Genomic DNA, 24,690 nt, shown 5'->3' with positions numbered 1-24,690 from the left:
AGGGCATCACTCCTCCCTGACCAGATAGACGATCACGGGAAAGTGGTCGCTATAACCATTGATAAAAGTATTATTCGAAAAGGTACGGTGAGGATATCCCTTGTCGGGACCTTCCTTTTGAATCAGGAAATCCTTATTGAATACTTCAGCCCTCCAGAAACGGAGTTGTGAATAATCACTCCCCAAAAGCGGGTAAGAAATGATGATCTGGTCGAACAGGCTCCACTTACCCTGATATGCCAGCGACCCGATGCCCTGACTGTATAACCGCCACATGGGATTGAACAATCCTCCGGTCTTCACATCACCGGAGACTCTTTTAGCGTCCAGCACAATCCGGGTACTCCTGTCCACGGGGTCGTCGTTCAGGTCTCCCATGATAAAAATCCTGGCATCCGGAGAATCCTGATAAAGTGAATCAACTACCGCCTTGACATTGGCGGCAGCGGCTTCACGCAACGACGATGATTTTGCGCCGCCATAACGCGACGGCCAGTGGTTGACCGACACATGGATTTTCTCCCCTGCCAGCAAACCGCTCACCCATAGCTGGTCGCGTGAGACATATTCCGGATTTTGTTCATTGTAGTAAGGAGAAGCAAAGTAACCTGTCATCTGAAAAAGCCGGGGGTTATAAAGCAGCGCCACGTCGATTCCCCGCCGGTCAGGCGACTCCTGGTGTACAATCTCCAGTCCCATCGCTGCGATGGCCGGCCGTTTGACCAAATCCTCCAGCACCTTCCTATTTTCCACCTCCGAGATACCAATCACTGCAGGTCCCATGGGGCAATAGTCACGACCGAGACGGCTAATCACACGAGCAATATTGTCCAGTTTCTTCTCATATTTATCCTGTGTCCAGTTATAAGTACTGCCGGGAAGGAACTCATTATCTCCATTGTTATCGGGATCATCTTCGGTATCGAACAGGTTCTCGATATTGTAAAAGGCAATCGAATATACGTTATAATTCTTTTGCTGGGCAAACAGAAGGATAACACCCAGCAAAAGAATCGATATAGTCAGCAATCTCTTCATATCCACCCTCTCTATTTAGGTTTGATCACTATCACCTCGTCCTTTGCCGTAGTGATGGAGATATTGTCCAACCGCAAACCCATTGTATTGTCCGCCGCTTTTCCGTGGAACTCGATCTTCAAATCTTTCTTGGCGGGTATTCCCTTCAGTGAAATAGAATAGACCTTGTTATTATCACCATTGGCATTACTTACCACCTGGCTGGGCACATCCATCGCTTTGCCATCTACCGTGACTGCCATCGCATTCAGGTTCATTTCCGAACCCGCATCAAAAAGATTGGCCGTCAGTTCGTAATTCAACGTCAGCGTCTCGCCGGTTCCTTCCGATGTATCTATCCCCTCAATCGTCAGGTAACCATCTTTACCGGAAGGGAACCAGAGGTGCGGTGTGTTAAAAGTGTTCGTCGTCCGGACGGACACAGATCCCGAAGCATCGCTGTATTTCACACTCTTGTTGTCGAATCCGGTATAATCGGCAATCAAAGGCCGTGCCGCCACATCGGCCGTACCAAATGTTTCGGTGTAATAGGTTTTTATATCCGGATCGACGGGCGTGGTGCCTCCGGGAATGGGTTGACCGAAATTCCGGCAATCGTCGATCGAGCGGATAAGCAGTTGCCAGTCCGCGCGGAACTTGGAAAGGACCGCGACCAGTGTTCCACCGCCTTCAGGCAACATATCAGCTGCAAAGCTGGCATAGTTACTGTTCCTGACGATAATGGAATTTCCATCTCCATCTTTCAGTAACCGGTTAGTAGTGGCATCCGACGCGCTGAACGGCAATTTGCCGCCATCCACGAAGTAGACATTCTCCAGTTTCACCAAGGTGTTGACCATCGTCTCATCCAGTTCGGAGAGTTTGACCGTCCTCGGGACGGCATTTTCAGCCTTGGGCCATTTGTTTTTCTGCACATAGAAATTAAAAATCTCCCACGGGATGCGGTTGGCATTCGTCTGTCCGTAGCCTATCTGTAGCTGTTCGCCATACATCACCATATAGAGGCCTTTCAGCTGTACATATATCTCCTGCCCCTCACGGAATTCGGTGAAGATGGAATTCTGGTCCACCCCCATGTTGATGCCGCCTGTTTCATCCTGGATATAGAGCTGTTTGAAAATATTTCCCGACACATCGTTCCCTACCACCGTTGCCTTGATGGTGTAATCCACATCGATCAAAGTGGGGTCGGTGATGGTGGCGTACAACGATTTCAGTTTGGCGATGGTCATATTGGCCTCGGGACCGGTATAAGCAGGTTCGGTCAGGGGCGGTGCCTGGAAATCCCGTTCGCACGAAAGCAACACGGTCATCGCCACGACCAGTCCAAGAAAACGGCGGGCCATCCGGTGGGCAAATAATTTATCTGCTCGTTTCATATTCTTATTCTTTATATTGGATAGTTGCATATTATCTTTATTCAGTTTAAAAACGGTAACTCATATTGAAAAAGCAATTGATGCCCTGCATATAGAAATACCTTGAAGCGAAGCGGTCGGAATAATCAAGGTTGATTCTCGCCTGTTCATATCCACCGGTACGTATATCTTTTTTATTCAGCAGGTTGTTTACCGCCAGGTTGAAGTTGATCGAGTTACGATTAGGCAGGTACCATATCTTACCGATACCGAAGTCCAGCGTATAGCCACCCTTGAATTTCTCCTGGTCAGTCAACGTCCGGTAAGCGTTATAGAGCTTTTCGTCGAATCCGTTGGCTCCCGGAGGCACCACCCCTACATAGTTGGATGCCAGCCGGCGGAGCGGCGATATCTCCACATAATTCCGTCCGAATCCGTTGATGTTCAGGTTCAGGAACCAGTAGTTACGGAAGAAGTTGATGCCCAGGGTACCCATCGTCTGCGGCGTTCCACCCAGATAATAATCGTCCAGATAAACCTTTTCTGCCATCCCCGACTCTTTTCCGTTTTCATAGCTGATCACCCCCTCGGGGTTATTGCCATAATAATATTCAGCAGTGGACCCGATCAGGTCGAAATTCCACGTGTCGTTCAACTTATAGTTCACACCCACTTCAATGCCCCGGTGTACTTTATTGACATCCAGCAGTTGATGGTTCACGAATGTCCTTTCCGAATCGTGATAATAACTGATACGCATCATATCGTCATAAAAATTGGTATTGAAAACGGTGACACGTCCGGCAAGGTTGGGCAGTGAAAACACATAGTTGATATCGGCGGAGAAGACCTGCATGCTATTTATATTGTCCGGCGCCTCGTCGGTAATACGCGGAGAGATGTATACGTTGTCCACCAACGGTGCTGCCGTCTGGTAACTGATATTTCCCGTGATAAAATGGCGTCCGCTTACCTTATAGGTCAATCCCCCTTTCAGGGCATAATCGGTAAAGCGGTGTTTTTTTCCTTTACCCAAAGAATTGTCGGGATACCGGCCGTTCTGCATCTTTCCTTCACGCTGGAATTCAGTATACTTCAGCTTTGATCCGAAATAAAAGTCGATATGGCGGTACGAATGTTCCTGCTGGAACCAGATATCGGCCGAGTTGACCCTGAACCTGAAATCGTATCCAAACACATCGTCTTTATAGACCTTCCGGTCAGGCCGTTGCAAGTCGTTTTGCACCGTCTGCCTATCTCCCGGGAAATCCCGTTCGGCAAACTTGTCGGTGTCTAACAGGTATTGTGCTCCCAGCAGATCATCCACCGTCTTGAACTGTTTCGACAGTGAATTTTTGAAGCCGATGCCGGCTGTCAGTTTCACCCGTTCCGAAAGTTCCGTGTTGAGCGTGGAGTTGATGGCCGTTTCAAACAGGTCGCGACGCCGTTCCTCCACCATATAAATGGCCGAGCCGTTTCCTTCCATGTTGTTGATGTGGTTTGCTTCCCACATCTTGTCCCAGTTGATTTGGGAAACCCTGTCTTTTCCGCATTGCTTTTCCCAGAGATAAGTATAATAGTCGAATGCAGTCTGGTTTTCCTGATAGTATGAGGGCAGGTAACGATAGTAATCGGGACGCGGGTCGGGACCGTTGTACCAGTTCAACGCGGTACCTCCGTAACGGTTGTAATGCACCCCCACCCCGGTTGTCAGCGTGGTAAATTCATTGATTTTCCAGACATGCGACAAAATGCCCGTGGGGTCGTATGATTTTACCACCCTCGCATTTCTTTTCTTGCCGTTCTGGTATCCCCAGTTCGGGTTATAGAGGTTATTATCCACAAGGTCATATACCTCCTGCAACGAAGAGCCCTGCTGTCCCCGTTCTACGGGCGAGCCGAACGTCATGAACGAAATCCGGTGGTTATTCACCTCTTTCTCGATACCAAGGGCATAAGCTATGTTCCTATAAAAGACCCCTTCGATATTTCCTTCGTGCGAATAGCGCCCCCCGAGCGATGCGCTGACCGCCCAGCCGTTATCCTGCATGCCAGTGGAATAGCTGACCATGCTACGTGCGTAGTAGTTTCGGTTCGTCAGCGAGATGGTCGCCTTGCCACCCCGGGTATAATTTCCCGCGCGCATATTGATATTTTCAGACCCGCCGATGGAGCCGAAGGAATAGGTGGACGGGGCGAAATAATTCACCGCGTCGCCGTTGCGTGTCATGTCGTTGAGCGCACCGACGGCGGAATAGTTGAACATTCCGCGGATCTGGTCGTTGAAGTTCACCCCGTTAATGTACCGTTCTTCGAAACGGCTCTGGTAGCCGCGGATACGGTAGCGGAACTGGGAGAACTGGTAGCCCGCGTTCTTCAGAAAAATATCATTGGAGAAGATAACCATGGCGCTTACATCCTGCGACAATCCTCCGGCGTCATCATCCTCCATCGCGCGTTGGATCTCATCGATGGTAGCCGTCATTTGAAAGCTTTCTACCATGCGCTCTCTCTCATCCACCTCCTGCGCAAACGCCGGCAATGAGCAGAGCAGGAAAATCCAAAGCCATAGTTTTTGTTTCATATAATAAAACTATTTATTTGCAAAATATCGGAAGCCAGGCCGGTAAAAGCCCGGCTTCCGAGTTAATTATTCCACCTTCTTAGGTGATGGATTATTCTATTGTGATATCGTCGACTAAGAGATCGTAGACTGCTTCTTTACCAACTTTCAGGGCAAATAAACTCTCTCCTGCCGTTGAAGTAATATCAAGACCATTTATATCAAGTATTACTTTTAGCCAGTTACTTCCAGTATTAATAGTTCCGGAATAGTCATTCTGAGCCGTGGATTTGAGTGTTTTCTCAGTTGAATAATTTCCCAAATTAAAAATATTATAGGTTGTGCCACCTGATTTATAGACATTCAGTGATAGCGATTTAGCAGAAGTTCCTTTAATGTAAAATACGATCTTTGATTTACCTGCTGCTGAAAAACCATCAGGAACAGTAGCTGTAAACACATAATCGTTCCCAGTTGGTGTACCATTTAAACGTAAAGCCTTTGAGCCGTTTTGACCATCATTACTTTGTTCGGTATAACCAGATTTCAATCCGAAACTATTCAATGAACCAAGGAAAGCACTCCAATCGTCAAAATCTGAACCGGGGAATAAAGTATTTCCTGTTGTTCCTCCGGCACTCTTCTGCGACACAGTCACTTCTTTTGTAACAGCAGTACCATCCAGTGTAAACACTATCTTTCCGGAGGCACCTGAAGCAGCAGAAGCTGTAGCTGTAACGGTAGCATCACCGGTTCCGGATGTAGGACTAACAGTAAAGCCAGTGCCTTCCGTCGTAGCTGTCCATGCACCCGAAGCAGTAACAGTAATAGTTTGTGTATTTCCTGATATAGCCTCGAATTGGATTGATCCGGGAGAGACAGTCAAAGTGTTGGTAACCCCAAACCGGGTGCCGGTCATTCCTGCGGCATCGTCTAATACCGTCGGCAAAATCTGGTAGGTAGTATTATTCACACTGGCAAGTCCCTTCAACGTTCCGCTTCCCTGAGGCACTGTTTCCGCCTGGAATACTGCATACCTTGAAGTAAACATAATAAAGGTTTCACCGGTTTCAGCTTCCATGTTGATTGACCCATGACCGCTTGTCGTGGCAAATGTCTTACTTAAATCATCTGACACTACCTGCACATTAGTCACAGCCACGTATTGCGATTCATAATCACCGCTAACGAGTTGGGCGGCCGTTATTTCTTTCGCCACAATAGATTTTGTACCTATCTTGGTAGCATTGGCATTGACAAGGTTGTTTATCTGAAGTAAGCCGTTATATGCGGATAACTGCTGTCCCTGCATATTAATCTCTATTTCATCACCAAAATCAAAATCCTCAGTATCATCTACAAACCGGATAGCGATACCACCTGTCTCGTCCTGTACCACGATATTTTTCTTGGAGGTTGAATTTCCTCCGGCGAGGCTTTGTACCACCACTACTTTTATTTTTACATCATCGGTGATAGTCACGTTGGAACCTGTATGTTTCGCACGCAATTCGGCAATGGTCATATACTCCTCGCCTCCTCCTTCTTCCGGGGTAAGGATAATACTTCCCGTGCCGGTATCGGCATCTTCCCAATCGATAATGGTGGCATTCGGTTGAAGCAGGCTCACACCGGTGGTTGACAACTGAATGGAGTAAGTGTATTTCTTACCCGATTCCAACGACATCTCCTCGGGTATCCACTCATAAGTCTGACCGGCCAGTGAAAAACTGATTTTGGAGTTATCCAGGCCTTGTTCCGGCACCAAAATGGCGGCCACTGTGGCGCTTTTTCCGGAAACAGCTGTTGTTGCGGTGATATTACCGGTAGTTTCACCTGTAGTAATAGCAGCATTGGTCAGATTGAAAGTCCCGTTGGTTTTCAGGCCCTGGACCGAAACGCTTAATCCATCCAATGCATTGACACCATCACCCGCTGCCACGTTCAGTACCAGCATGGAGAGCATATGCCTGAATTCAAGCCCTACTGTAGGATTAGCGATCGTAGCCCCTTTCGCGTTATTGGAATACAACAGGTCAATAGCCGCCGGATTGGACTGGTTCGCCACATTAATCGCATAGGTATGGTTATTGATTACCTCCTGATAGGGATAGTAAGCGATAAAATCGAGCGCCCCCGTTTCAGGAAAAGGAATACCGGTGGTAGCCGCAGTAAACGCCCCACTTCCGGGAGTCGTATACTTTATATTCTCCTTCTCCAGGTACACGCCTCCGGGTAAATTCGTACCTCCGTTCAGCGCATATACGCCTATAGCGTCACCGGCATCCCATGTGGTGCCGCTTGCGCGCAAGTCTGAAGCTCCGATGGTTGCCTGAAATTTTACCTGATTGGCACTATCCAGCGGATTGAGCGGACAATCTTTGTCGGAATCACATGCATTGAGCAATAGTACTCCGAATAATAACGTTAAAACCAATTTAAAACTTTTCATACCGTCGTAAGATTAAAATAGATCAATAAAAAAATTTATATTTTTATAGCATCGCTACTTATTCTATTATTAATTCCAATCAGGTGACATCGACTTGTTCTGCTTCACCGTGGACGCCACACTCTCCGGAAGGTTTGGGAAAAAGGTAAATCCGGTCTCTCTCTCCAAATCGGCAACGGAGATAATACTTCTCGAATCATTATAGGATATCCCCGTATCCGCATTTTCCATTTTAAAAACGATAGAGGTATAGGCACCGGTACTTTTCTTTTTCCGTAACAGCGCTTTATAAAGATATTTCGGTATGGCAGATTTAGCTCCGTTGTTATCCGCAGCATAAGTGACAGGTTCAGGTGATTGGGGAAGGATACAGCCGGTCACCACAAACAAGGTGTCGTATTGGAGTTCTTTGCTCCATGTCCTCACCTTCCCTTCAAGTTGCGCCCAAGTGCCTCCATTCATCTTTCCGTTTTGTGGTGCCATATTGGTAAAATAAAAGGTGGTTTTGTTGATGTCCCGTGTCGCATTCCTGTCGGCACTTGCCATGAGATGCCCCCTATCAAAGTTATTACCGTTCCATCCACTATAAAGCATCGGCTGGTCTTTAGTCGGAATAATAGGATCATACTCCCAAGCATCTGTTCTGTTGCCCGAAGCCATATAGGCCGGATGCATCGGGAAAGCCACCCAGTAAGGAATCCTATTTTTCGTATCGAACAATATGCTGTAGTTACGGACGCTATTCGGGCTATTTGACTGATAGGCGGAATTAAGCCAATTCTTGTTATGCACCATGTGCAGGACGGCGGCTGAATTAGGTGCCGTACCGCTCGATGTATATACCGGCATCTCCATGTAAGGACTCGACACCTCCACTTCCGGCGACAACCCATCCAGTTTGATATCATAGCGGTAGACTTTGCCCGCTTCCAGCACGTAAGGCACCCTCCATTGATAAGACTTACCTCCCACGGAAAACTGCACTGATATTTCGTTTGTTTTCTCCGACGGCAACAGGATGGCCGACACCTGTTTTAGCGCATCGGTGCCTGAAACAGTCAAAGGGACGGATTTAACCGATTGGTCATCGACAGAAAGCGATCCATCCACCAAAGAGAGAGAGGCTTGGGTTTTTGCGCCTTCGATGGAGGCAGTCAGGCCATTCAACGCCCCGTCACCGGTAGTGGTGGTTACATTGAAAACAATCCGGGAAAGAATCCTCCTGAATTGCAACCCGTTATTCTGTGGGTTCTCTTTGTTTGCCTCCTTGAGGTTATTGCTGTAAAAAATCTCCGGCTGCAGGATAATATCCACGGGATAATTATAACTATCCAAATCGCTTTTATGAGGATAGTAAGCGATAATATCCATCGATGCATCTTCTTCGGGATAGTAAATCTGCTTTCCTTGCGCATAAAAAAAGCCATCGCCATTCGTTACAAACGGGAGGTTCTCATTGTTGTCGATGATATTTCCGGGATCAAGAGCCGATTGGTGTCGAATGGCAAATATACCGATCTGGTCACCACTGTCCCATGTGGTACCACTCGCACGGGTAATATCATTCTCGAAAAGTACCGATGAAAAACGTAAAGGAACCCTTTCCGTTTCCCCATCCGGAAATAAACTATTTTCCTTGCTACAACTAAGCAGGGTTATAAATAGCAAAAAATACAGATAAATTGGCCTTCTCATAGGTTTGGCTTTCAGTTTCCTGATAATAATATAGATTTATCACGTTTCGATTATCTTCGTCACAAGAGATAAATCGCACATTTAGTTATATATTAATGGCAAATATATTCTATTTTTTGATAAAATGAAGCATTAAAGATGTTAATATTCAGTTTATTTTTTATTTTTAAGTATTAGTCCATATTCAGGTTGTTCGATATTCGATTTTTCCAAATACTCTTCTCTCAAATCTTGTGAAAGAGGATTTTGATGCAACTCCCTCATTGTTATATTTCTTATCATAATTATTTATTTTTAAATGTGTAACCTATAAGGCCGAGGCACTTAAAACTCCATTATAGCTCTAACACTACTTTCTGTGTTTTTTGTGTTATTGTAGAAGACACGATAAATCTTCTTTCACTCTGTAAATAAGCAACTTGCAAAATAATTTCAATCGATAACCCGCAGCGCAGACAAAATCTCGTTCAGAATTATCTCTTCTGGCTACTGATCGTATTATTCGGTTTTCTGCTGGTCAGCTTCGGATTTATGTTCGAGGCATTAAAAACCAGCGAGGTGTTCCGGGACTTCAAGACCCTGCTTGACTTTTGCCTGATACCACTGATCGGCTCGTTTTTGCTGAAAATTATTATTCCCGAATGCATCAACTACATCTGGATGAAACGACACCCCATATTCATGCTACACTGGTAGCGATTGTGACCGGTGAGAGAAGAAAAGCAAAGGACGAAGCGGTCAAAAACACAGGCAAAAAGAAGTACAAAAAAGGTTTCCATTCTTGTTCATTGTCGGCGTTGGCCCCGTCCACGAAGTGGAACGCTTGCGGGTAGGTGATCGGGGTTGTAACCGCATCTGTGACTTTTGTCAGTTTATTACCGCTATAGGTGTAATAGGTGAACCGCTAGCCCCGTTCTACGGTCTCATCGCCCGACCTCCACTTCATGGCGCTGATATTGCCACCGTACTGTGGCGTGATTGGTGTCACTTTATTCATTGTCGTGTTATAAGCCAGCGTCTGGTCGAACTTCGGCCCGTTTATCCGTGTCAGCCAGCTGCGTACATTGTAGTCATAGGAATAGGTTTCCGTCACCGCGGGACAGCCGAATGCGTCATACAGGTGGAAAGTCCAAAAAAGGACCGGGGAAAGAATCAGGCGATGGTCTATTACTTTGATGTTGGAAAATGCACAAACTGTTCTAGAAAGCAAGGGTATTACAAGGAAGGAGCCAAAAATGCAGAGTTGAAGAAAGTTCGCCAAATCCAATGAAAGGAATCGGGCGAACTTTATTTTTAGTAGAGCCAAAAAGGACTAGGCTGAAATATTGAACCTTTTTCAGTGCCCTCCACTGGATGTCCGGTTTTTTTGATATCCCGTATAAGCGGAAAGTGGTTATTTCGAATAGCTTACTTTCACGTAAGGAGCATCATTCAAAAAATCGTAGCTTTCCTTTATACTTTCGAGAGGGGTCAAACCTTCGGTATATCTTTCTACTTCCACGATCATATACTTGGCACCTGAGGTTTCGGCATTATTATAGATATTTTCAAAATCCACCTTACCGCTCCTGCCCAGTTCGAGTTCGTCCTTAATATGGAGCAGCTCGAAACGACCGGGGTAGCTATTGAAATAATCCACGGGATTTTTACCACCCTCACCTAACCAGTATACGTCCATCTGGAAAAATACTTTAGCCGGATCAGTATGATTGAGCATGTAATCATACATCAATTCGCCTTCAATTTCCTGAAATTCGAAATTATGGTTGTGATAACCGAAACGAAGGCCGGCAGCATTACATTTTTCACCTATCTGGTTGTAATAATCGCAGTAAGCTTGCAACTCGGCTAATGTGGCAGGAGTCTTCATCCAGGGAAAGACAATATATTTCATGCCTGCTTCTTTATGTGCCTGAATAGCGGTATCCCACCATGTCCATGTTTCATCCCAGTTGGTTTCAGCCGGATTGTCAGCCAATGGCCTTGCAATATGGGAAGAGAGCACTTCCATTCCCACATCTTCAATCGATTTCTTGAATTCAGCAGGAGTCAATCCATAAAATAATCCGTCAGCGTAACCGGCAAGTTCTACTCCCGTATATCCTATTTCGGCCACTTTGGCGATAGTACCTTCATAATCGGCCTTGATATCGTCACGCACCGAATAGAGTTGAAGATAAATTTCTTTTTTTTCTTTCTGTGCTTCTTTTGGCTGTTTCTGATTGCAGGCCGGCAAAACGAACAGTCCTACCTGTAATATAGCAATCAATAAAAGTGAATGTTTTTTCATTGTATACTTTATTTAACGAAAAGAATATTCCCACCTGTCGGCAGAAATATTCTTTCCTGTTATTCGATAAAATTAATCTAAAATTTTAACCCTGATATTCTTGAACCATACATCGTCGCCATGATCCTGGAAACCAATATAGCCTTCGTGGTTTTCACCACCGCAATTGTTCAGCAATTCAAAAGCCAACGGCCATTTTTCCTGGCTGAATTTACTTGCCTGCAACATGTCTGTCCACTGTTGTGTCCACAGGTGATATTCAACTACGTCCTCACCGTTCTGTCCATGTATTACAGTACCCTTATAGATCATCACCTTACCGGTGTTCCATTCTCCAAAAGGTTTGGAGTTTTGGGGAACCGCAGGAATCATGTCATACAATGATGAGGATTGACGGTTGTTATCCTTACCCAATTTAGCATCGGGATGGTTCTCATTATCCAGTACCTGATATTCCGGAGCAGAGATATAGATGGGTTCTAATCTTTGGTTCCCGTCTTTATCGGTTGAAGTCACTTCCTGTGCAAGATAAAGCACGCCTGAGTTGCTTCCTTTGGCTACTTTCCAGTCAAATAGCAGTTCGAAGTTTTTAAACTTATGGGCAAAGATAATATCTCCACCTTCTTGTTTGTCCTGTGCTTCTCCGCCACCGGAACCGTTAAATTTGATGGCGCCATCTTCAATGGTCCATCTTGCCGGTACATTTTCTTTTCCATATCCTCTCCAGCCGGTGAAATCTTTTCCGTTGAAGATCACGGTATAGCCATCTTTATCTGTCTCGAATCCAGATAAATCAACCTGAGGATTATCCAATACAGTATATTCCGGTCCGGCATTTTCCGTAGTTTCAGTTTCATTAGCAGCGGCTTCCGTTTTTTTTGCACCGCCGCCGCAAGCCACCAATACACTTGCTACCATACAACAACTTAATCCATAAACTAATTTCTTCATAACTTATTTTTCTTTTAATTAAACTGATAATTAATTTTTAACATTTGGAAGGAATAGCGGCGGGAATTCCGCCGCTGTTCCTTCTGATACTGTCCAACCAATTAAGGCATATCCGGTAATTTCCATCCATTTTTATAAGTATGCTTGATCATTTCATTGGCATACTCAATCGCATTTACGGGGTCTGTCCAACTCTTGTCGAATGTAGGGTGACCGTCGGTGATCTTGAACCCGTCTTCTACAATGGTCTTGATAGTGGCATCAGCTGGGATATTGGTGAATTTCATATTTTGACCATCCCAATGCAATTCCTGGTTCAGAGATTGCAGTCTTACAGCCAATACACCCATTACCACCATTTCATTGAACGGACCTGCCTCCGAGAACGGAGAAGCTGTTTCAACACGGTTTGCGGGAGACTCCTTACAAGCACGCACCCAATCCATTTCGTGTGAGAGGGTTACTTCACGCTGTGTTTTCGGAGAATTGGGATTACGTCCGGATACCAACCATGGATCTTTTCCGTAGCAACCACAAATCAACGTATCTTTCGTTCCGTAGAAGATAGCGCCTCCACCGGAATTATTGAGGTTTTTACCTGCGGGAACACCTTCAGGACGCATGGGAGTGAGCCCTCCGTCGTACCAGGTTACTTCCACTTCGGGCATACCCACTTTAGGGAGGTTATCCCGTTGCGGGAACACATACTTCACCATCTGCGCATTGGGAGCACAGTCGGTTAGCAGCATGGTGGACGATCCTTGTACTTTTGTAGGATATCCAAGGTTCAATCCCTTAAACACCGGATGAAGAATATGGCATGCCATATCACCCAAGGCACCTGTACCGAAATCCCACCATCCGCGCCAGTTCCACGGGTGATAAATTTCATTGAACGGGCGTTTGTTGGCCGGTCCGATAAAAAGGTCCCAGTTCAATGTGGAAGGAACTTTGTCTACTTTTTTAGGAGTCATTAATCCCTGGGGCCAGATGGGTCTGTCTGTAAAAGTATCCACACGGGTCACTTCACCGATCTGTCCGTCTCTAATCCAGTCGATCACCTGGCGTACGCCGGCACCGGAAGAACCCTGGTTCCCCATACTGGTAGCCACTTTATATTTTTCGGCCAGTTTCGTTAGCAAGCGTGATTCATACACACTGTGGGTAAGCGGTTTTTGTACATAAACGTGTTTTCCCATCGTCATGGCATCAGCAGCGATAAGTGCGTGCGTATGGTCGGCAGTAGCGACTACTACTCCATCGATAGATTTACCCAATTCATCGTACATCTTCCGATAGTCATAATACTTCTTCGCATTGGGATGTTCATCAAATACATGCTTGCTGTATTTCCAGTCTACATCGCAGAGTCCGATAATATTTTCACTCGTCAGTTGTTTCAGGTTAGCATTTCCCATTCCTCCAATTCCCACACCAACAATGTTAAGTTTGTCGCTTGGGGCCTTGTAACCCATACTCTTTCCCAGTACCGAAGAAGGTACAACCGTTAGTCCGGCAGCTGCTATCGCTCCGGTTTCTAAGAATTTTCTTCTTGAAATTTTTGATGACATAAGTACTTTTTTTTGGATTAAACTTTACGTTTTTGATATTTATTCCCTGGTTATTTCTTCCTTATCCTTATCCCAATACATGGTCCGCCCTTCAAGGTATGCCCGGGTTCCCATATGGGCAGTGATCGCTTCTTCAAATCCCCGGTCGATACCACATGATGGTTGTTTGCCACTCCGAATGCATTCGAGCCATTCCTTCAAATGAAGGAAAGTAGTATTATACCGCTTTCCACCGATGAATGAATAAAGCAATCCCCGCTCTGCAAAATATTTCTCGGTAGCGGTAGAAACAGCATCCACGCTTTTTCCCGGGATATAGTTATAAAAAGGTTCTCCCGGCTTCACGATTCCCTGATCGATTTGTTTCCGGTATTGTTCCGAGCGCGGGTCCACTGTCACGGTGAGAGTGTTTCCCACCTCCATAGTCGCGTCGTGCCCCATGATCTTACGGCTCCGGTTAAACTGGCTGGCCAGCGTGGCGGAGTATAACATAGTGAGTTCCCGGTCCCCAAATTCGAATACAGTCTGTAATACATCGGGCACGGTACGTCCGTCCTTAAAGAAATAAACACCTCCCGACGAAGAAGCCGATGAGGGAATCCCCAGATGAAGAATCTGATTCATCGCATCATATTCGTGTGTCAGCAGGTCGCCACTCAATCCAGTACTGTAATCCCACCAACAACGCCAGCGGAAGAACCTCTCCAAGCTGAACTTGTCACGGGAATCCGGTCCCACATACTTCGACAACCCGGCCGAGGTCATATAATCCATATATTCTTTTATCCTGTCGGGATCTCCTTCGAACTGCTTCCAGTCGATGGTCTTCGGATTGGCATCCTTATGGATGGGGTAAACCCACGCTCCATTAGGATCATTGCGGTTGGTACCGGTCTCTATCAGAGAAATCTTGCCAAGTAATCCTTTTTCAATAATCTGGCGCGCCCGCTCATAAGCCTCAATCTGCCTATTTTGGTGTCCCAACTGAAATACCAGATGGGGATTGCTTTTCGCCAAAGAGCGAATTGCATAAGTTTCAGGCACAGTCCATGTCATCGGTTTTTCCACATATACGTGCTTACCCGCCTTGATAGCATCCATCGCCATGGTGCCATGCCAGTGGTCGGGTGACGCTATCACCACAGCATCCACATCGGGCGCCGCCAATAATTCCTGATAATGGAGGTAACGCTTGGGAGTTGGTCCCATTGTCCCCCCTACCCCTTCACGGTGGATGTTCGCACCCGCTTTCACCGCATCATCTGCGTGGACGTCAAAAATATCACAGACTGCCGTAATTACTATCCGGAGGTCTTCCTGCTCCTTAAAATCCTGAAAACGCGTATTGGCTGAATTGGCCTTTGACTGTTCAATCAACCCTTGCACATACTGCGGCGTAGCAAATCCCAGCCCGTGCATCAATTGCGTTCCCCTGATACCTGAACCGATAATACCCACACGAATCACTTCCGCATCGGAAGCAGTGGAGGAATAAGGAGCCACATCGCTCCGGAAGCGGAACATTTCAGCCGCATTCCGGTTAGAGGTCTCTGATTTTTTCTTCCTGTAAACCCCATAAGCCATGGCACCTAATACCGGCACGGTAGCAATTGCTTTGAGTGCGTCACGACGCCCTTGAGAGACCTCTTTTGCCGATGGGGTTTTACTTTCGCCCTGATTGTTTATCTCTTTTTCTTCTTCGTTCATAAAAATAAAAGTCTATCTACTCTTACGGAAGAGCACGCTGTCTACACCTACCTCCCTGGAGGCCGGGAACAGCATTAATACCGCTACAGTCACCAATAATATCAAATTTCTGTCCACCCAGAGGTAAGAGCCTTCGGTGGGTAAAATATAATCTGCAAATAATAAAGGTGGATGTGAAAGGTAAAAGAGCAATAAAAAGATCATCGCCCCAATATAACCGATTCTTGTAAAAAGCCCCAGGATAAGTGAAAGCCCCACAGCCGTCAATCCCCACATATTAATGAAATTGGTAATCCCGAGTAATGTCGGGTTTTCGGCAAGCCCCACAAAAAAAGGTGCGAAAATACCTTTTGAATCAATCAAATATCCATAGGCTGACCAGTTAGGGGTAAATACCTTTGACAATCCCTCGTATAAAAAATACCACCCTATTAAAACACGTAATATAAGCAGTGCGTATCGTTGTAATTTGTTGTAATGTGTCGATTGCATTTCTTATCTGACTAAATAAATTTCACCTCGCTTCTTTTTGATTTCACATTGCTCGAGAATGCAAACGTAAAAGTATAACAAATATTTTTGAATATGAAATTTTATCACAGTTATTGAGTAAAATTAAATATTTTGTCTCTATCCAAAGAAAAAATGCCGATATTTGTAACAGATATCAATAAACAAATCATCTATGTGATTGTTTGTAAGATTGTACGATTCTGAAAGTTAAATTATAAAATAATGAATCAAAACAGTTTTTTAGGCCTGATTGAGCAAAGCATACGTAATCACTGGGAAATGCCGGCAATGACTGATTTCCAAGGGATTTCCTTTTACTACAAGGATTTTGCCCGGGAAATAGACCGGCTACATGATTATTTCAAATCAGCCGGGGTTCAACGGGGCGACAAGATCTCGGTATGTGGCAAGAACTCCGCGCGGTGGGCGATCACCTTTTTTGCCACCCTCTCCTATGGAGCTGTGTCGGTAAGTATCCTTCATGAATTTGACAAGGCCAGCATACAATTTATCGTGGATCATTCCGATTCGAAAATGCTTTTTGTCGATGAATCCATTTGGAGCGAGATAGATGAGAACAGTATTCCAAAGGTAGAAACCGTTTTTTTGCTTGATGATTTCTCATTATTGAAAACCGGTTGCGAGGAATTGAAGCAATTCGATATAAATGCACCTTCCTATTTCAACAAAAAATATAGCAAAGGTTTTTTTGTCAATGACATTGTTTTCCGTACCGACAAGCCGGAAGAACTAGCCGTGATCAATTACACCTCCGGCACGACCAGCAGTCCCAAGGGGGTCATGATTCCCTACAGGAGCCTCTGGTCGAACACTAAATTCGCAAACGACAGCCTGCCATTTATAGAATCGGGGGACAACATCGTATGCATGTTACCTATGGCGCATACTTATGGCCTTGCATTCGAGGTACTTAATTCCATCTCCATGGGTTGTCATATCCATTTCCTGGGAAAAACTCCTTCTCCACAAGTATTGGGAGAGATGTTCTCCAAAGTGAGACCCAAATTGGTGTTGGCTGTTCCTCTTATCATAGAAAAGATCGTGAGCCGGAGTGTTCTCCCCAAGCTGGAACAAGGAATGATTAAAACACTGGTAAAGATACCCTTGTTGAATAATGTAATATATGACAAAATACGCAGGTCGATGGTTGACTTCTTCGGCGGAGAACTGGTAGAGGTCGTGATTGGCGGTGCAGCCCTCAATCTCGATGTGGAGAAATTCTTGAAAAAAATCAAATTCCCCTATACCGTAGGATATGGAATGACTGAATGCGGTCCTTTGATTTCTTATGCCTACTGGACCAGGTACAAAGAGCGTTCCAGTGGAAAGGTGGTGGACAGGATGGAAGTGAAGATCGACTCCGAAGACCCGCAACGTATCGTCGGTGAGATCCTCACCCGTGGCAGTAACGTGATGCTGGGGTATTACAAAAATGAGGAAGCCACCCAAGAAGCGTTCACCGGGGACGGCTGGCTGAGGACCGGTGACCTGGGAACGATGGACAGCGACAAATTCCTCTTTATCAGGGGAAGGAACAAAAATATGATATTAGGACCCTCCGGACAGAATATCTATCCCGAAGAGATTGAAGAGAAACTCAATAGCTCTCCGTTTGTGAGTGAAACGCTGGTAATCAGTGAAAACGGGAAGATTACCGCGCTGATCGTCCCCGACGGGGATGCACTTAAGCAAGAAGGAATAGCTGATGAAGGAATGGATGCCTTCTTCCAGCAAGTGATTGATGCGGTAAACTCCCAGCTGCATTCCTACAGTAAAATCTCCTCCTTCCGGATACGGGAAGAGGAGTTTGAAAAAACGCCCAAAAAAAGTATCCGGCGGTTTAAATATATTTAGATGCAAGAGCCAAGACCCAAGAGTAAATCTTGAATCTGTCTTGGTTCTTGTGTCTTATGTCTTGATTCTATTCTAATACTCGTTCCAACTCCTTATCTCCATATCCTCCTGATCCATATTACAGAAGGCAGTGATAAAGGCACTGGCAAGACGGGCGTTGGTAATCAGCGGTATATTAAAATCGACTGCACCACGACGGATAATATAGCCGTTGGTAAGTTCCCTTTTGGTCACATTCTTGGGGATATTGATGATCAGGTCGAATCGCTTGTCGATAATCATCTGCCGGATATTGTTCTCACCGTCCTCGTCGGGCCAGTTCGCATCGGTCGCCCTGATACCGTTCTCTTCCAGGAACTTCTGTGTACCGTGGCTGGCGTAGAGGTCATATCCCCTTTCTCCCAGCAATTTGCATGCCTCTAACAAATCGACTTTCGATTTCATCTCGCCGGAAGATATCAGTATCCCTTTTTGGGGTATTTTATACCCTACCGAAAGCATCGACTTGAGGATCGCATCCGAGAAATCTTCACCAATACACCCGACCTCTCCCGTAGAGGACATATCCACTCCCAGCACCGGGTCGGTATTCTGCAGGCGGGAGAAAGAGAACTGGGATGCCTTCACGCCAATGTACTCCAGGTCGAATACCGAACTGTCGGGTTTACTGAAAGGCGCATCCAGCATGATACGGGTAGCTGTATCGATAAAATTATGTTTCAACACCTTGGAGACAAAGGGGAAAGAGCGTGACGCCCGCAGATTGCATTCAATCACTTTGATCTCGTTGTTTTTGGCCAGATACTGGATATTAAACGGTCCGCTGATATTCAGTTCTTTCGCGATCCGTTTCGATATTTTTTTTACCCGGCGCATAGTCTCAAAATAGAGCTTCTGTGCAGGGAAAACGAGAGTAGCATCACCCGAATGTACACCGGCAAATTCCACATGTTCAGAAATAGCATACTCCACCACCTCTCCATCACGGGCCACCGCATCGAATTCAATCTCCTTGGCATTCTGGAGGAAGGAAGAAACCACCACCGGGTATTCCTTGGAAACATTGGCTGCCATTTTCAGGAAGGTATGCATCTGTTCCTTGTCGTAACATACGTTCATCGCTGCCCCTGAAAGCACATAAGAAGGACGGATCAGCACAGGAAACCCCACCTCATCTATAAAGGCATCAATCTCCCCGAAGCTGGTCATCTCTTTCCAACGCGGTTGATCGATACCCAACTCATCCAGCATAGCGGAGAATTTATGCCGGTTTTCAGCCCTGTCGATTGACAGGGGAGAAGTTCCCAGGATAGATACATGCTGCCGGTGCAATTTCATGGCGAGGTTGTTGGGAATCTGTCCTCCGACCGAAACAATCACTCCTTTGGGATTCTCGATATCTATCACATCAAGCACTCGCTCAAACGACAGCTCATCAAAATAGAGCCGGTCGCACATATCATAGTCGGTAGATACCGTTTCGGGATTATAATTGATCATCACCGACTCGTAACCCAGTTCCCGTGCGGTCTGCACCGCATTGACCGAACACCAGTCAAATTCTACCGACGAGCCAATGCGATATGCTCCGGATCCCAGCACGATCACCGGTTCTTTTCCACTTTTCAGTGGCGTGAATGCCTTGTCCGAATCATAGGTAAAATAGAGATAATTGGTTTTTTCAGGATTTTCGGAGGCAACCGTATTGATACGTCGCACCACCGGTGTAACCCGCAACGCTTTCCTCCTATTTCGCACCCTGATCAGGTCATCCTCGAGGGTTCCTTGCGGATTTTCCACAAACCGAGCGATCTGGAAATCGGAAAAGCCAAGGCGTTTTGCTTCACTGAGCACCTCTTCCGACAGATCTTCGATCTTATTATAGGACTCAAGCACCTTCGAGTAATTGTATATATTCTCCAAACGTCCCAGGAACCATGGATCGATTTTGGTCAATGTCTCAATCTGCCCAACCGAATATCCTTTTTCAAAAGCATCAGCAATAGCAAAAATACGCATATCGGTCGGCTTCGAGAGTGCTTCTTCCACATTGTCGAAAGTCATCTCCCGGTTACCCACAAAACCGTGCATCCCCTGCCCGATCATACGCAGCCCTTTCTGGATGATTTCCTCGAACGACTGTCCAATAGACATGATTTCACCGACGGATTTCATGGAGGAGCCAATCTCGTGACTTACGCCATAGAACTTATTAAGATCCCAGCGGGGTATCTTCACGATCATATAATCTACCTTTGGCGCCGTATATGCAGAATTAAGTGTCCCCATCTCCCCTATCTGATCAAGAGTGTAGCCCAAAGCCAGCTTTGCCGCCACAAAAGCGAGCGGATAACCCGATGCCTTGGAAGCAAGTGCCGATGAACGACTCAGGCGGGCATTGATTTCGATGATACGGTAATCATTGGTCTCCGCATTGAAAGCATACTGGATATTGCATTCACCCACGATACCAATATGTCGTACCACCCGCTGTGCGATATCTTCAAGCATGGCAATCTGCTCTTTGTTGAGCGTGATGATGGGTGCCACCACGATACTCTCACCGGTATGGATACCCAGCGGGTCGAAATTCTCCATCGGCACTACGGTGAAGCAGTGGTCGTTCTTGTCGCGGATCACCTCAAACTCAATCTCTTTCCACCCTTTCAGGCTTTCCTCCACCAGTATCTGGTTGGAGAAAGAGAGGGCGCTTTTGCACAATTCGATAAACTCCTCCTCATTGGTACAGATACCGGAACCCTGTCCACCCAATGCATATGCCGAACGTACCATGATAGGGAATCCCATCTCATGGGCTGTGGACAACGCATCCTCCAGACTTTCCACCGCTCTTGACGCAGGAGTCTTGGCTTCAATTTCATCCAGTTTTTTCACAAACAAATCCCGGTCTTCGGTGATCATGATTGCTTCTACCGACGTGCCCAGCACCCGCACACCATATTTATCAAGTATTCCGTTCTGATAAAGCTCCGCACCGCAGTTCAATGCCGTCTGCCCCCCGAAAGCCAGCAGGATACCATCCGGTTGTTCTTTCCGGATCACCTTTTCCACGAAATAAGGAGTAATGGGAAGGAAATAAACCCGGTCGGCCACCCCATCCGATGTCTGGATAGTAGCAATGTTCGGATTGATCAACACCGTCTCTATACCCTCTTCCCGCATCGCTTTCAAAGCCTGTGAACCGGAATAATCAAATTCTCCAGCCTGTCCGATCTTCAAAGCGCCGGAACCCAATAAAATAACTTTCTTGATTGACTTATTCATTCTGTTGATTTGTTGATTTACTGATTCGCTGATTTATTGATTGATGTAGATTGAGACACATCAACTAATCATCACATCAATTATACTCTCCCCAATGTTTGATTTCTATCTCATCCTGTGTCATTCTGCAAAAAGCCTTGATAAAGGCGCCGGCCAGACGGGCATTGGTGATCAACGGTATATTATAGTCGATGGCGCCGCGGCGGATTTTATAACCGTTGGTCAATTCCCTCTCTGTGAGATTTTTAGGGATATTAATAATCAGGTCGAATTTTTTCTGCGCGATCATCTTGTCCACTTTCAACTCGTTGTTCTTTTCATTACCCGGTTCATCGGGCCAAGCCACATATTGGCTCTTGACACCATTCTCTTCCAAAAATTTCTGTGTTCCACCAGTAGCATACAGGTTATAGCCATGTTGCTGCAAAAGGCGACAGGCATCCAGCAGGTCCACTTTCGACTTCGATCCTCCGGATGAGACCATGATATTTTTTCCCGGGATACGGTAACCGACCGACAGCATGGAAGTGAGCAACGCATCATCGAAATGGGTACCAATGGCCCCTACTTCACCGGTGGAGGCCATATCCACCCCCAGCACGGGATCTGCTTTCTGCAAGCGGGTAAAGGAGAACTGGGGTGCCTTGATACCCACATAATCGAGCTCGAACGCCGATTTCTCCGGCTTTTCCACCGGAATATCAAGCATCACTTTAGTCGCTAGATCTATAAAATTAATTTTCAGAACTTTAGATACAAAAGGGAATGATCTTGAAGCCCTCAGGTTACATTCAATTACCTTGATGGCATTATCTTTTGCCAGAAACTGGATATTAAACGGCCCTGTAATTTGAAGGGCTTTCGCAATCTCCCGTGTGATTTGTTTTATTCTCCTTACTGTCTGTACATATATTTTCTGCGGCGGAAACTGGATGGTCGCATCTCCCGAATGCACACCGGCAAATTCCACATGCTCCGAGATGGCATAGACGATCAATTCGCCATTGCGTGCCACCGCATCCATCTCTATCTCTTTGGCATTCTCCACAAATTCAGACACCACCACCGGGTACTTATCGGATACCTCCGTAGCCAACGTAAGGAAATGTGCCAATTCATTCTCGTTGGAGCAGACATTCATAGCCGCACCCGACAACACGTAGGAAGGGCGCACCAATAGCGGAAACCCCACTTCATCGGCAAACAGATGTATCTCACTGAGTGTGGTAAGTTCTTTCCAGCGCGGCTGATCGATCCCCAACCGGTCGAGCATCGAAGAGAACTTATGGCGGTCTTCGGCATTGTCTATACTTTTGGCGCCAGTACCAAGAATATTCACTCCCGATCGATCCAGTTTTACCGCCAGGTTATTGGGAATCTGCCCCCCCACCGAGAGGACAACTCCATGCGGATTTTCCAGTTCTATGATATCCATCACCCGTTCGTAAGACAGCTCATCGAAATAAAGCCGGTCGCACATATCGTAATCGGTAGACACCGTTTCAGGATTATAATTGATCATCACCGAGCGGTATCCTTCCTTACGGACGGTATTTAGGGCATTGACCGAACACCAGTCGAACTCCACGGAGGAACCAATACGGTACGCCCCCGACCCCAGTACGATCACCGAACGGTGGTCGCCCAAGTAATGGACATCATTTTCCGCACCGTTATAGGTAAGGTAAAGATAGTTGGTCTGCGCAGGGTATTCCGCCGCAAGTGTATCAATTTGTTTCACAAAAGGGGTGATACCCAATTTTTTTCTGTAAGCACGTATCCGGAGGAATTCATCGTCGTCCATTCTATCTTTATAGATAGCCCGTGCTATCTGAAAATCGGAGAACCCCTGCTGTTTGGCAATTTTCAATATTTCATCGAAACCACCATTCTTCGCCTGCTGAAAATCAATCGACTCCACCGGGTAATTCTCCAGTGACTCCGCCGTTTCGATGATATTGTATAGTTTCTCCAGAAACCAGCTGTCTATTTTAGTCAGGTCATGAATCTGGTCGATGGTATATCCTTTTCTGAAAGCTTTACTGATCACAAAAATGCGTTGGTCCGTCGGTTCACGGAGCGCCTTGTCGATATCGTCGATCTTCAGTTCCTTGTTTTCCACAAAGCCGTGCATCCCCAGTCCGGTCATGCGGAGCCCTTTCTGTATAGCTTCTTCAAAGGTGCGGCCAATTGCCATGATCTCACCCACCGATTTCATCGAAGAGCCGATTTCTTTAGAGACCCCACTGAATTTCCCCAAATCCCAACGGGGTATTTTTACGACAATATAATCGAGTGCCGGTTCAAAGAAAGCACTGGTCGACCGTGTCACTGAATTCTTCAAGTCAAATAATCCATATCCCAATGCGAGCTTAGCCGCCACAAACGCCAGCGGGTATCCGGTTGCCTTGGAAGCGAGTGCGGAAGAACGGCTCAATCGGGCATTAACCTCGATCACCCGGTAATCTTCCGAGGCGGGATCGAAAGCATACTGCACGTTACATTCCCCCACGATACCGATATGGCGGACAATCTTGATGGAGAGCTCCCTCAATTTGTGATACTCCGAGTTGGTCAGCGTTTGCGAAGGAGCAACCACGATACTCTCGCCGGTATGGATACCCAGCGGGTCGAAGTTCTCCATATTACAGACCGTAATACAATTGTCGTACCGATCTCGAACCACTTCATATTCCACTTCTTTCCACCCTTTGAGGGACTTCTCTATCAGTAGCTGGTCGGAGTAGTTGAATGCTTTCGAAGCCAGTCCCCTGAGTTCTTCTTCATCGTTACAGAAGCCCGAGCCCAATCCTCCAAGGGCATAAGCGGCACGTACAATAATGGGGTATCCCAGTGCTTTTGCCGCCTGTGCCGCATCTTCCATGGTGGAGACGGCATGACTCTGTATAGTCTTCACTTCGATCTGATCGAGTTTCTTCACAAACAGGTCCCGGTCTTCGGTATCCATAATCGACTGTACCGGTGTGCCCAATACAGCCACGTTATATTTTTCGAGCGTACCTGCGGTGTACAACTGCACGCCGCAATTGAGCGCGGTCTGTCCCCCGAAAGCCAACAGGATACCGTCGGGCCGTTCCTTGTCGATCACCTTTTCCACAAAGTAAGGTGTTACCGGCAGGAAGTAAATCTTATCGGCCGATCCTTCCGAAGTCTGCACCGTGGCGATATTCGGATTGATCAGGATAGTTTCTACTCCTTCTTCCCGTAATGCTTTTAGCGCCTGCGAGCCGGAATAGTCGAATTCGCCCGCCTCCCCGATCTTCAATGCACCGGAACCGAGGATCAGCGCTTTTTTCACCTTCAGCCGGCCTTCCCCGGCAAACGATGCTATATCTTGGATAAATATATTGTTGTTCATTTTTAGTTCTTAG

At 46.3% G+C, this 24,690-nt stretch carries 15 protein-coding genes; 2 read left to right on the top strand and 13 right to left on the bottom strand.

Translation table 11 applies throughout. The annotated features are described in order from the left end of the window. Positions 1-6: 6 nt before the first annotated feature. The 5 genes from B4G81_RS13780 to B4G81_RS13760 form a co-directional block, all read right to left on the bottom strand. The gene (locus tag B4G81_RS13780) at positions 7-1,038 is read right to left on the bottom strand and encodes an endonuclease/exonuclease/phosphatase family protein (RefSeq protein ID WP_294083474.1); all 1,032 of its coding nucleotides are present in this window, start codon (positions 1,036-1,038) and stop codon (positions 7-9) included. A gap of 11 nt (positions 1,039-1,049) precedes the next feature. Beyond that, entirely contained in the window at positions 1,050-2,417 is a 1,368-nt protein-coding gene (locus B4G81_RS13775; protein ID WP_294083471.1) for a DUF5689 domain-containing protein, read from the bottom strand. A 46-nt stretch (positions 2,418-2,463) separates the two neighbouring features. Further along, positions 2,464-4,980 (bottom strand): TonB-dependent receptor, encoded by a 2,517-nt coding sequence (locus tag B4G81_RS13770; protein ID WP_294083469.1) that lies wholly within the window; start codon positions 4,978-4,980, stop codon positions 2,464-2,466. Positions 4,981-5,071: 91 nt separating this feature from the next. Then, positions 5,072-7,411, bottom strand: coding sequence for a fimbrillin family protein (locus B4G81_RS13765; RefSeq protein ID WP_294083467.1), 2,340 nt, complete (start codon positions 7,409-7,411; stop codon positions 5,072-5,074). Between the two features lie 69 nt (positions 7,412-7,480). Next, on the bottom strand, positions 7,481-9,106 hold the full coding sequence (locus B4G81_RS13760; RefSeq protein WP_294083465.1) for a DNA/RNA non-specific endonuclease: 1,626 nt from the start codon (positions 9,104-9,106) through the stop codon (positions 7,481-7,483). A 641-nt stretch (positions 9,107-9,747) separates the two neighbouring features. Between B4G81_RS13760 and B4G81_RS13755 the strand changes: the two genes are divergently transcribed. Further along, a complete protein-coding gene (locus B4G81_RS13755) occupies positions 9,748-9,939 on the top strand; it encodes a hypothetical protein (protein WP_294083492.1) in 192 nt (63 codons plus the stop codon). 71 nt (positions 9,940-10,010) lie between these two features. Here the strand turns inward: B4G81_RS13755 and B4G81_RS13750 are convergent, their stop codons facing one another. The 6 genes from B4G81_RS13750 to B4G81_RS13725 form a co-directional block, all read right to left on the bottom strand. Further along, positions 10,011-10,316, bottom strand: a complete 306-nt coding sequence (locus B4G81_RS13750) for a hypothetical protein (protein WP_294083490.1) — start codon at positions 10,314-10,316, stop codon at positions 10,011-10,013. A gap of 183 nt (positions 10,317-10,499) precedes the next feature. Next, positions 10,500-11,396 carry a sugar phosphate isomerase/epimerase family protein gene (locus B4G81_RS13745; protein WP_294083460.1) on the bottom strand — a complete coding sequence of 299 codons (897 nt, stop codon included), beginning with the start codon at positions 11,394-11,396 and terminating at the stop codon, positions 10,500-10,502. 72 nt (positions 11,397-11,468) lie between these two features. Then, entirely contained in the window at positions 11,469-12,347 is an 879-nt protein-coding gene (locus B4G81_RS13740; RefSeq protein WP_294083458.1) for a 3-keto-disaccharide hydrolase, read from the bottom strand. A gap of 101 nt (positions 12,348-12,448) precedes the next feature. Next, entirely contained in the window at positions 12,449-13,918 is a 1,470-nt protein-coding gene (locus B4G81_RS13735; RefSeq protein WP_294083456.1) for a Gfo/Idh/MocA family protein, read from the bottom strand. A gap of 39 nt (positions 13,919-13,957) precedes the next feature. Next, positions 13,958-15,625 carry a Gfo/Idh/MocA family protein gene (locus tag B4G81_RS13730; RefSeq protein ID WP_294083454.1) on the bottom strand — a complete coding sequence of 556 codons (1,668 nt, stop codon included), beginning with the start codon at positions 15,623-15,625 and terminating at the stop codon, positions 13,958-13,960. Positions 15,626-15,637: 12 nt separating this feature from the next. After that, positions 15,638-16,117, bottom strand: a complete 480-nt coding sequence (locus tag B4G81_RS13725; protein ID WP_294083452.1) for a DoxX family protein — start codon at positions 16,115-16,117, stop codon at positions 15,638-15,640. Positions 16,118-16,360: 243 nt separating this feature from the next. Here B4G81_RS13725 and B4G81_RS13720 point away from each other — a divergent pair, with 243 nt between their 5' ends. Next, entirely contained in the window at positions 16,361-18,013 is a 1,653-nt protein-coding gene (locus B4G81_RS13720) for an AMP-binding protein (RefSeq protein WP_294083451.1), read from the top strand. Positions 18,014-18,085: 72 nt separating this feature from the next. Here B4G81_RS13720 and carB (B4G81_RS13715) read toward each other — a convergent pair whose 3' ends face one another. Both carB (B4G81_RS13715) and carB (B4G81_RS13710) read right to left on the bottom strand, forming a co-directional pair. Then, positions 18,086-21,298, bottom strand: a complete 3,213-nt coding sequence (gene carB, locus B4G81_RS13715; protein ID WP_294083449.1) for a carbamoyl-phosphate synthase (glutamine-hydrolyzing) large subunit — start codon at positions 21,296-21,298, stop codon at positions 18,086-18,088. A gap of 76 nt (positions 21,299-21,374) precedes the next feature. Next, on the bottom strand, positions 21,375-24,677 hold the full coding sequence (carB, locus tag B4G81_RS13710) for a carbamoyl-phosphate synthase (glutamine-hydrolyzing) large subunit (RefSeq protein WP_294083448.1): 3,303 nt from the start codon (positions 24,675-24,677) through the stop codon (positions 21,375-21,377). Positions 24,678-24,690: the final 13 nt, after the last annotated feature.

It is taken from the genome of Proteiniphilum sp. UBA5384 (assembly GCF_002410825.1).
In the GTDB taxonomy this organism is placed as follows: Bacteria; Bacteroidota; Bacteroidia; order Bacteroidales; family Dysgonomonadaceae; genus Proteiniphilum.
The sequence above is the reverse complement of the archived record's forward strand: the minus strand, read 5'-3'. Positions and strand labels throughout refer to the sequence as shown.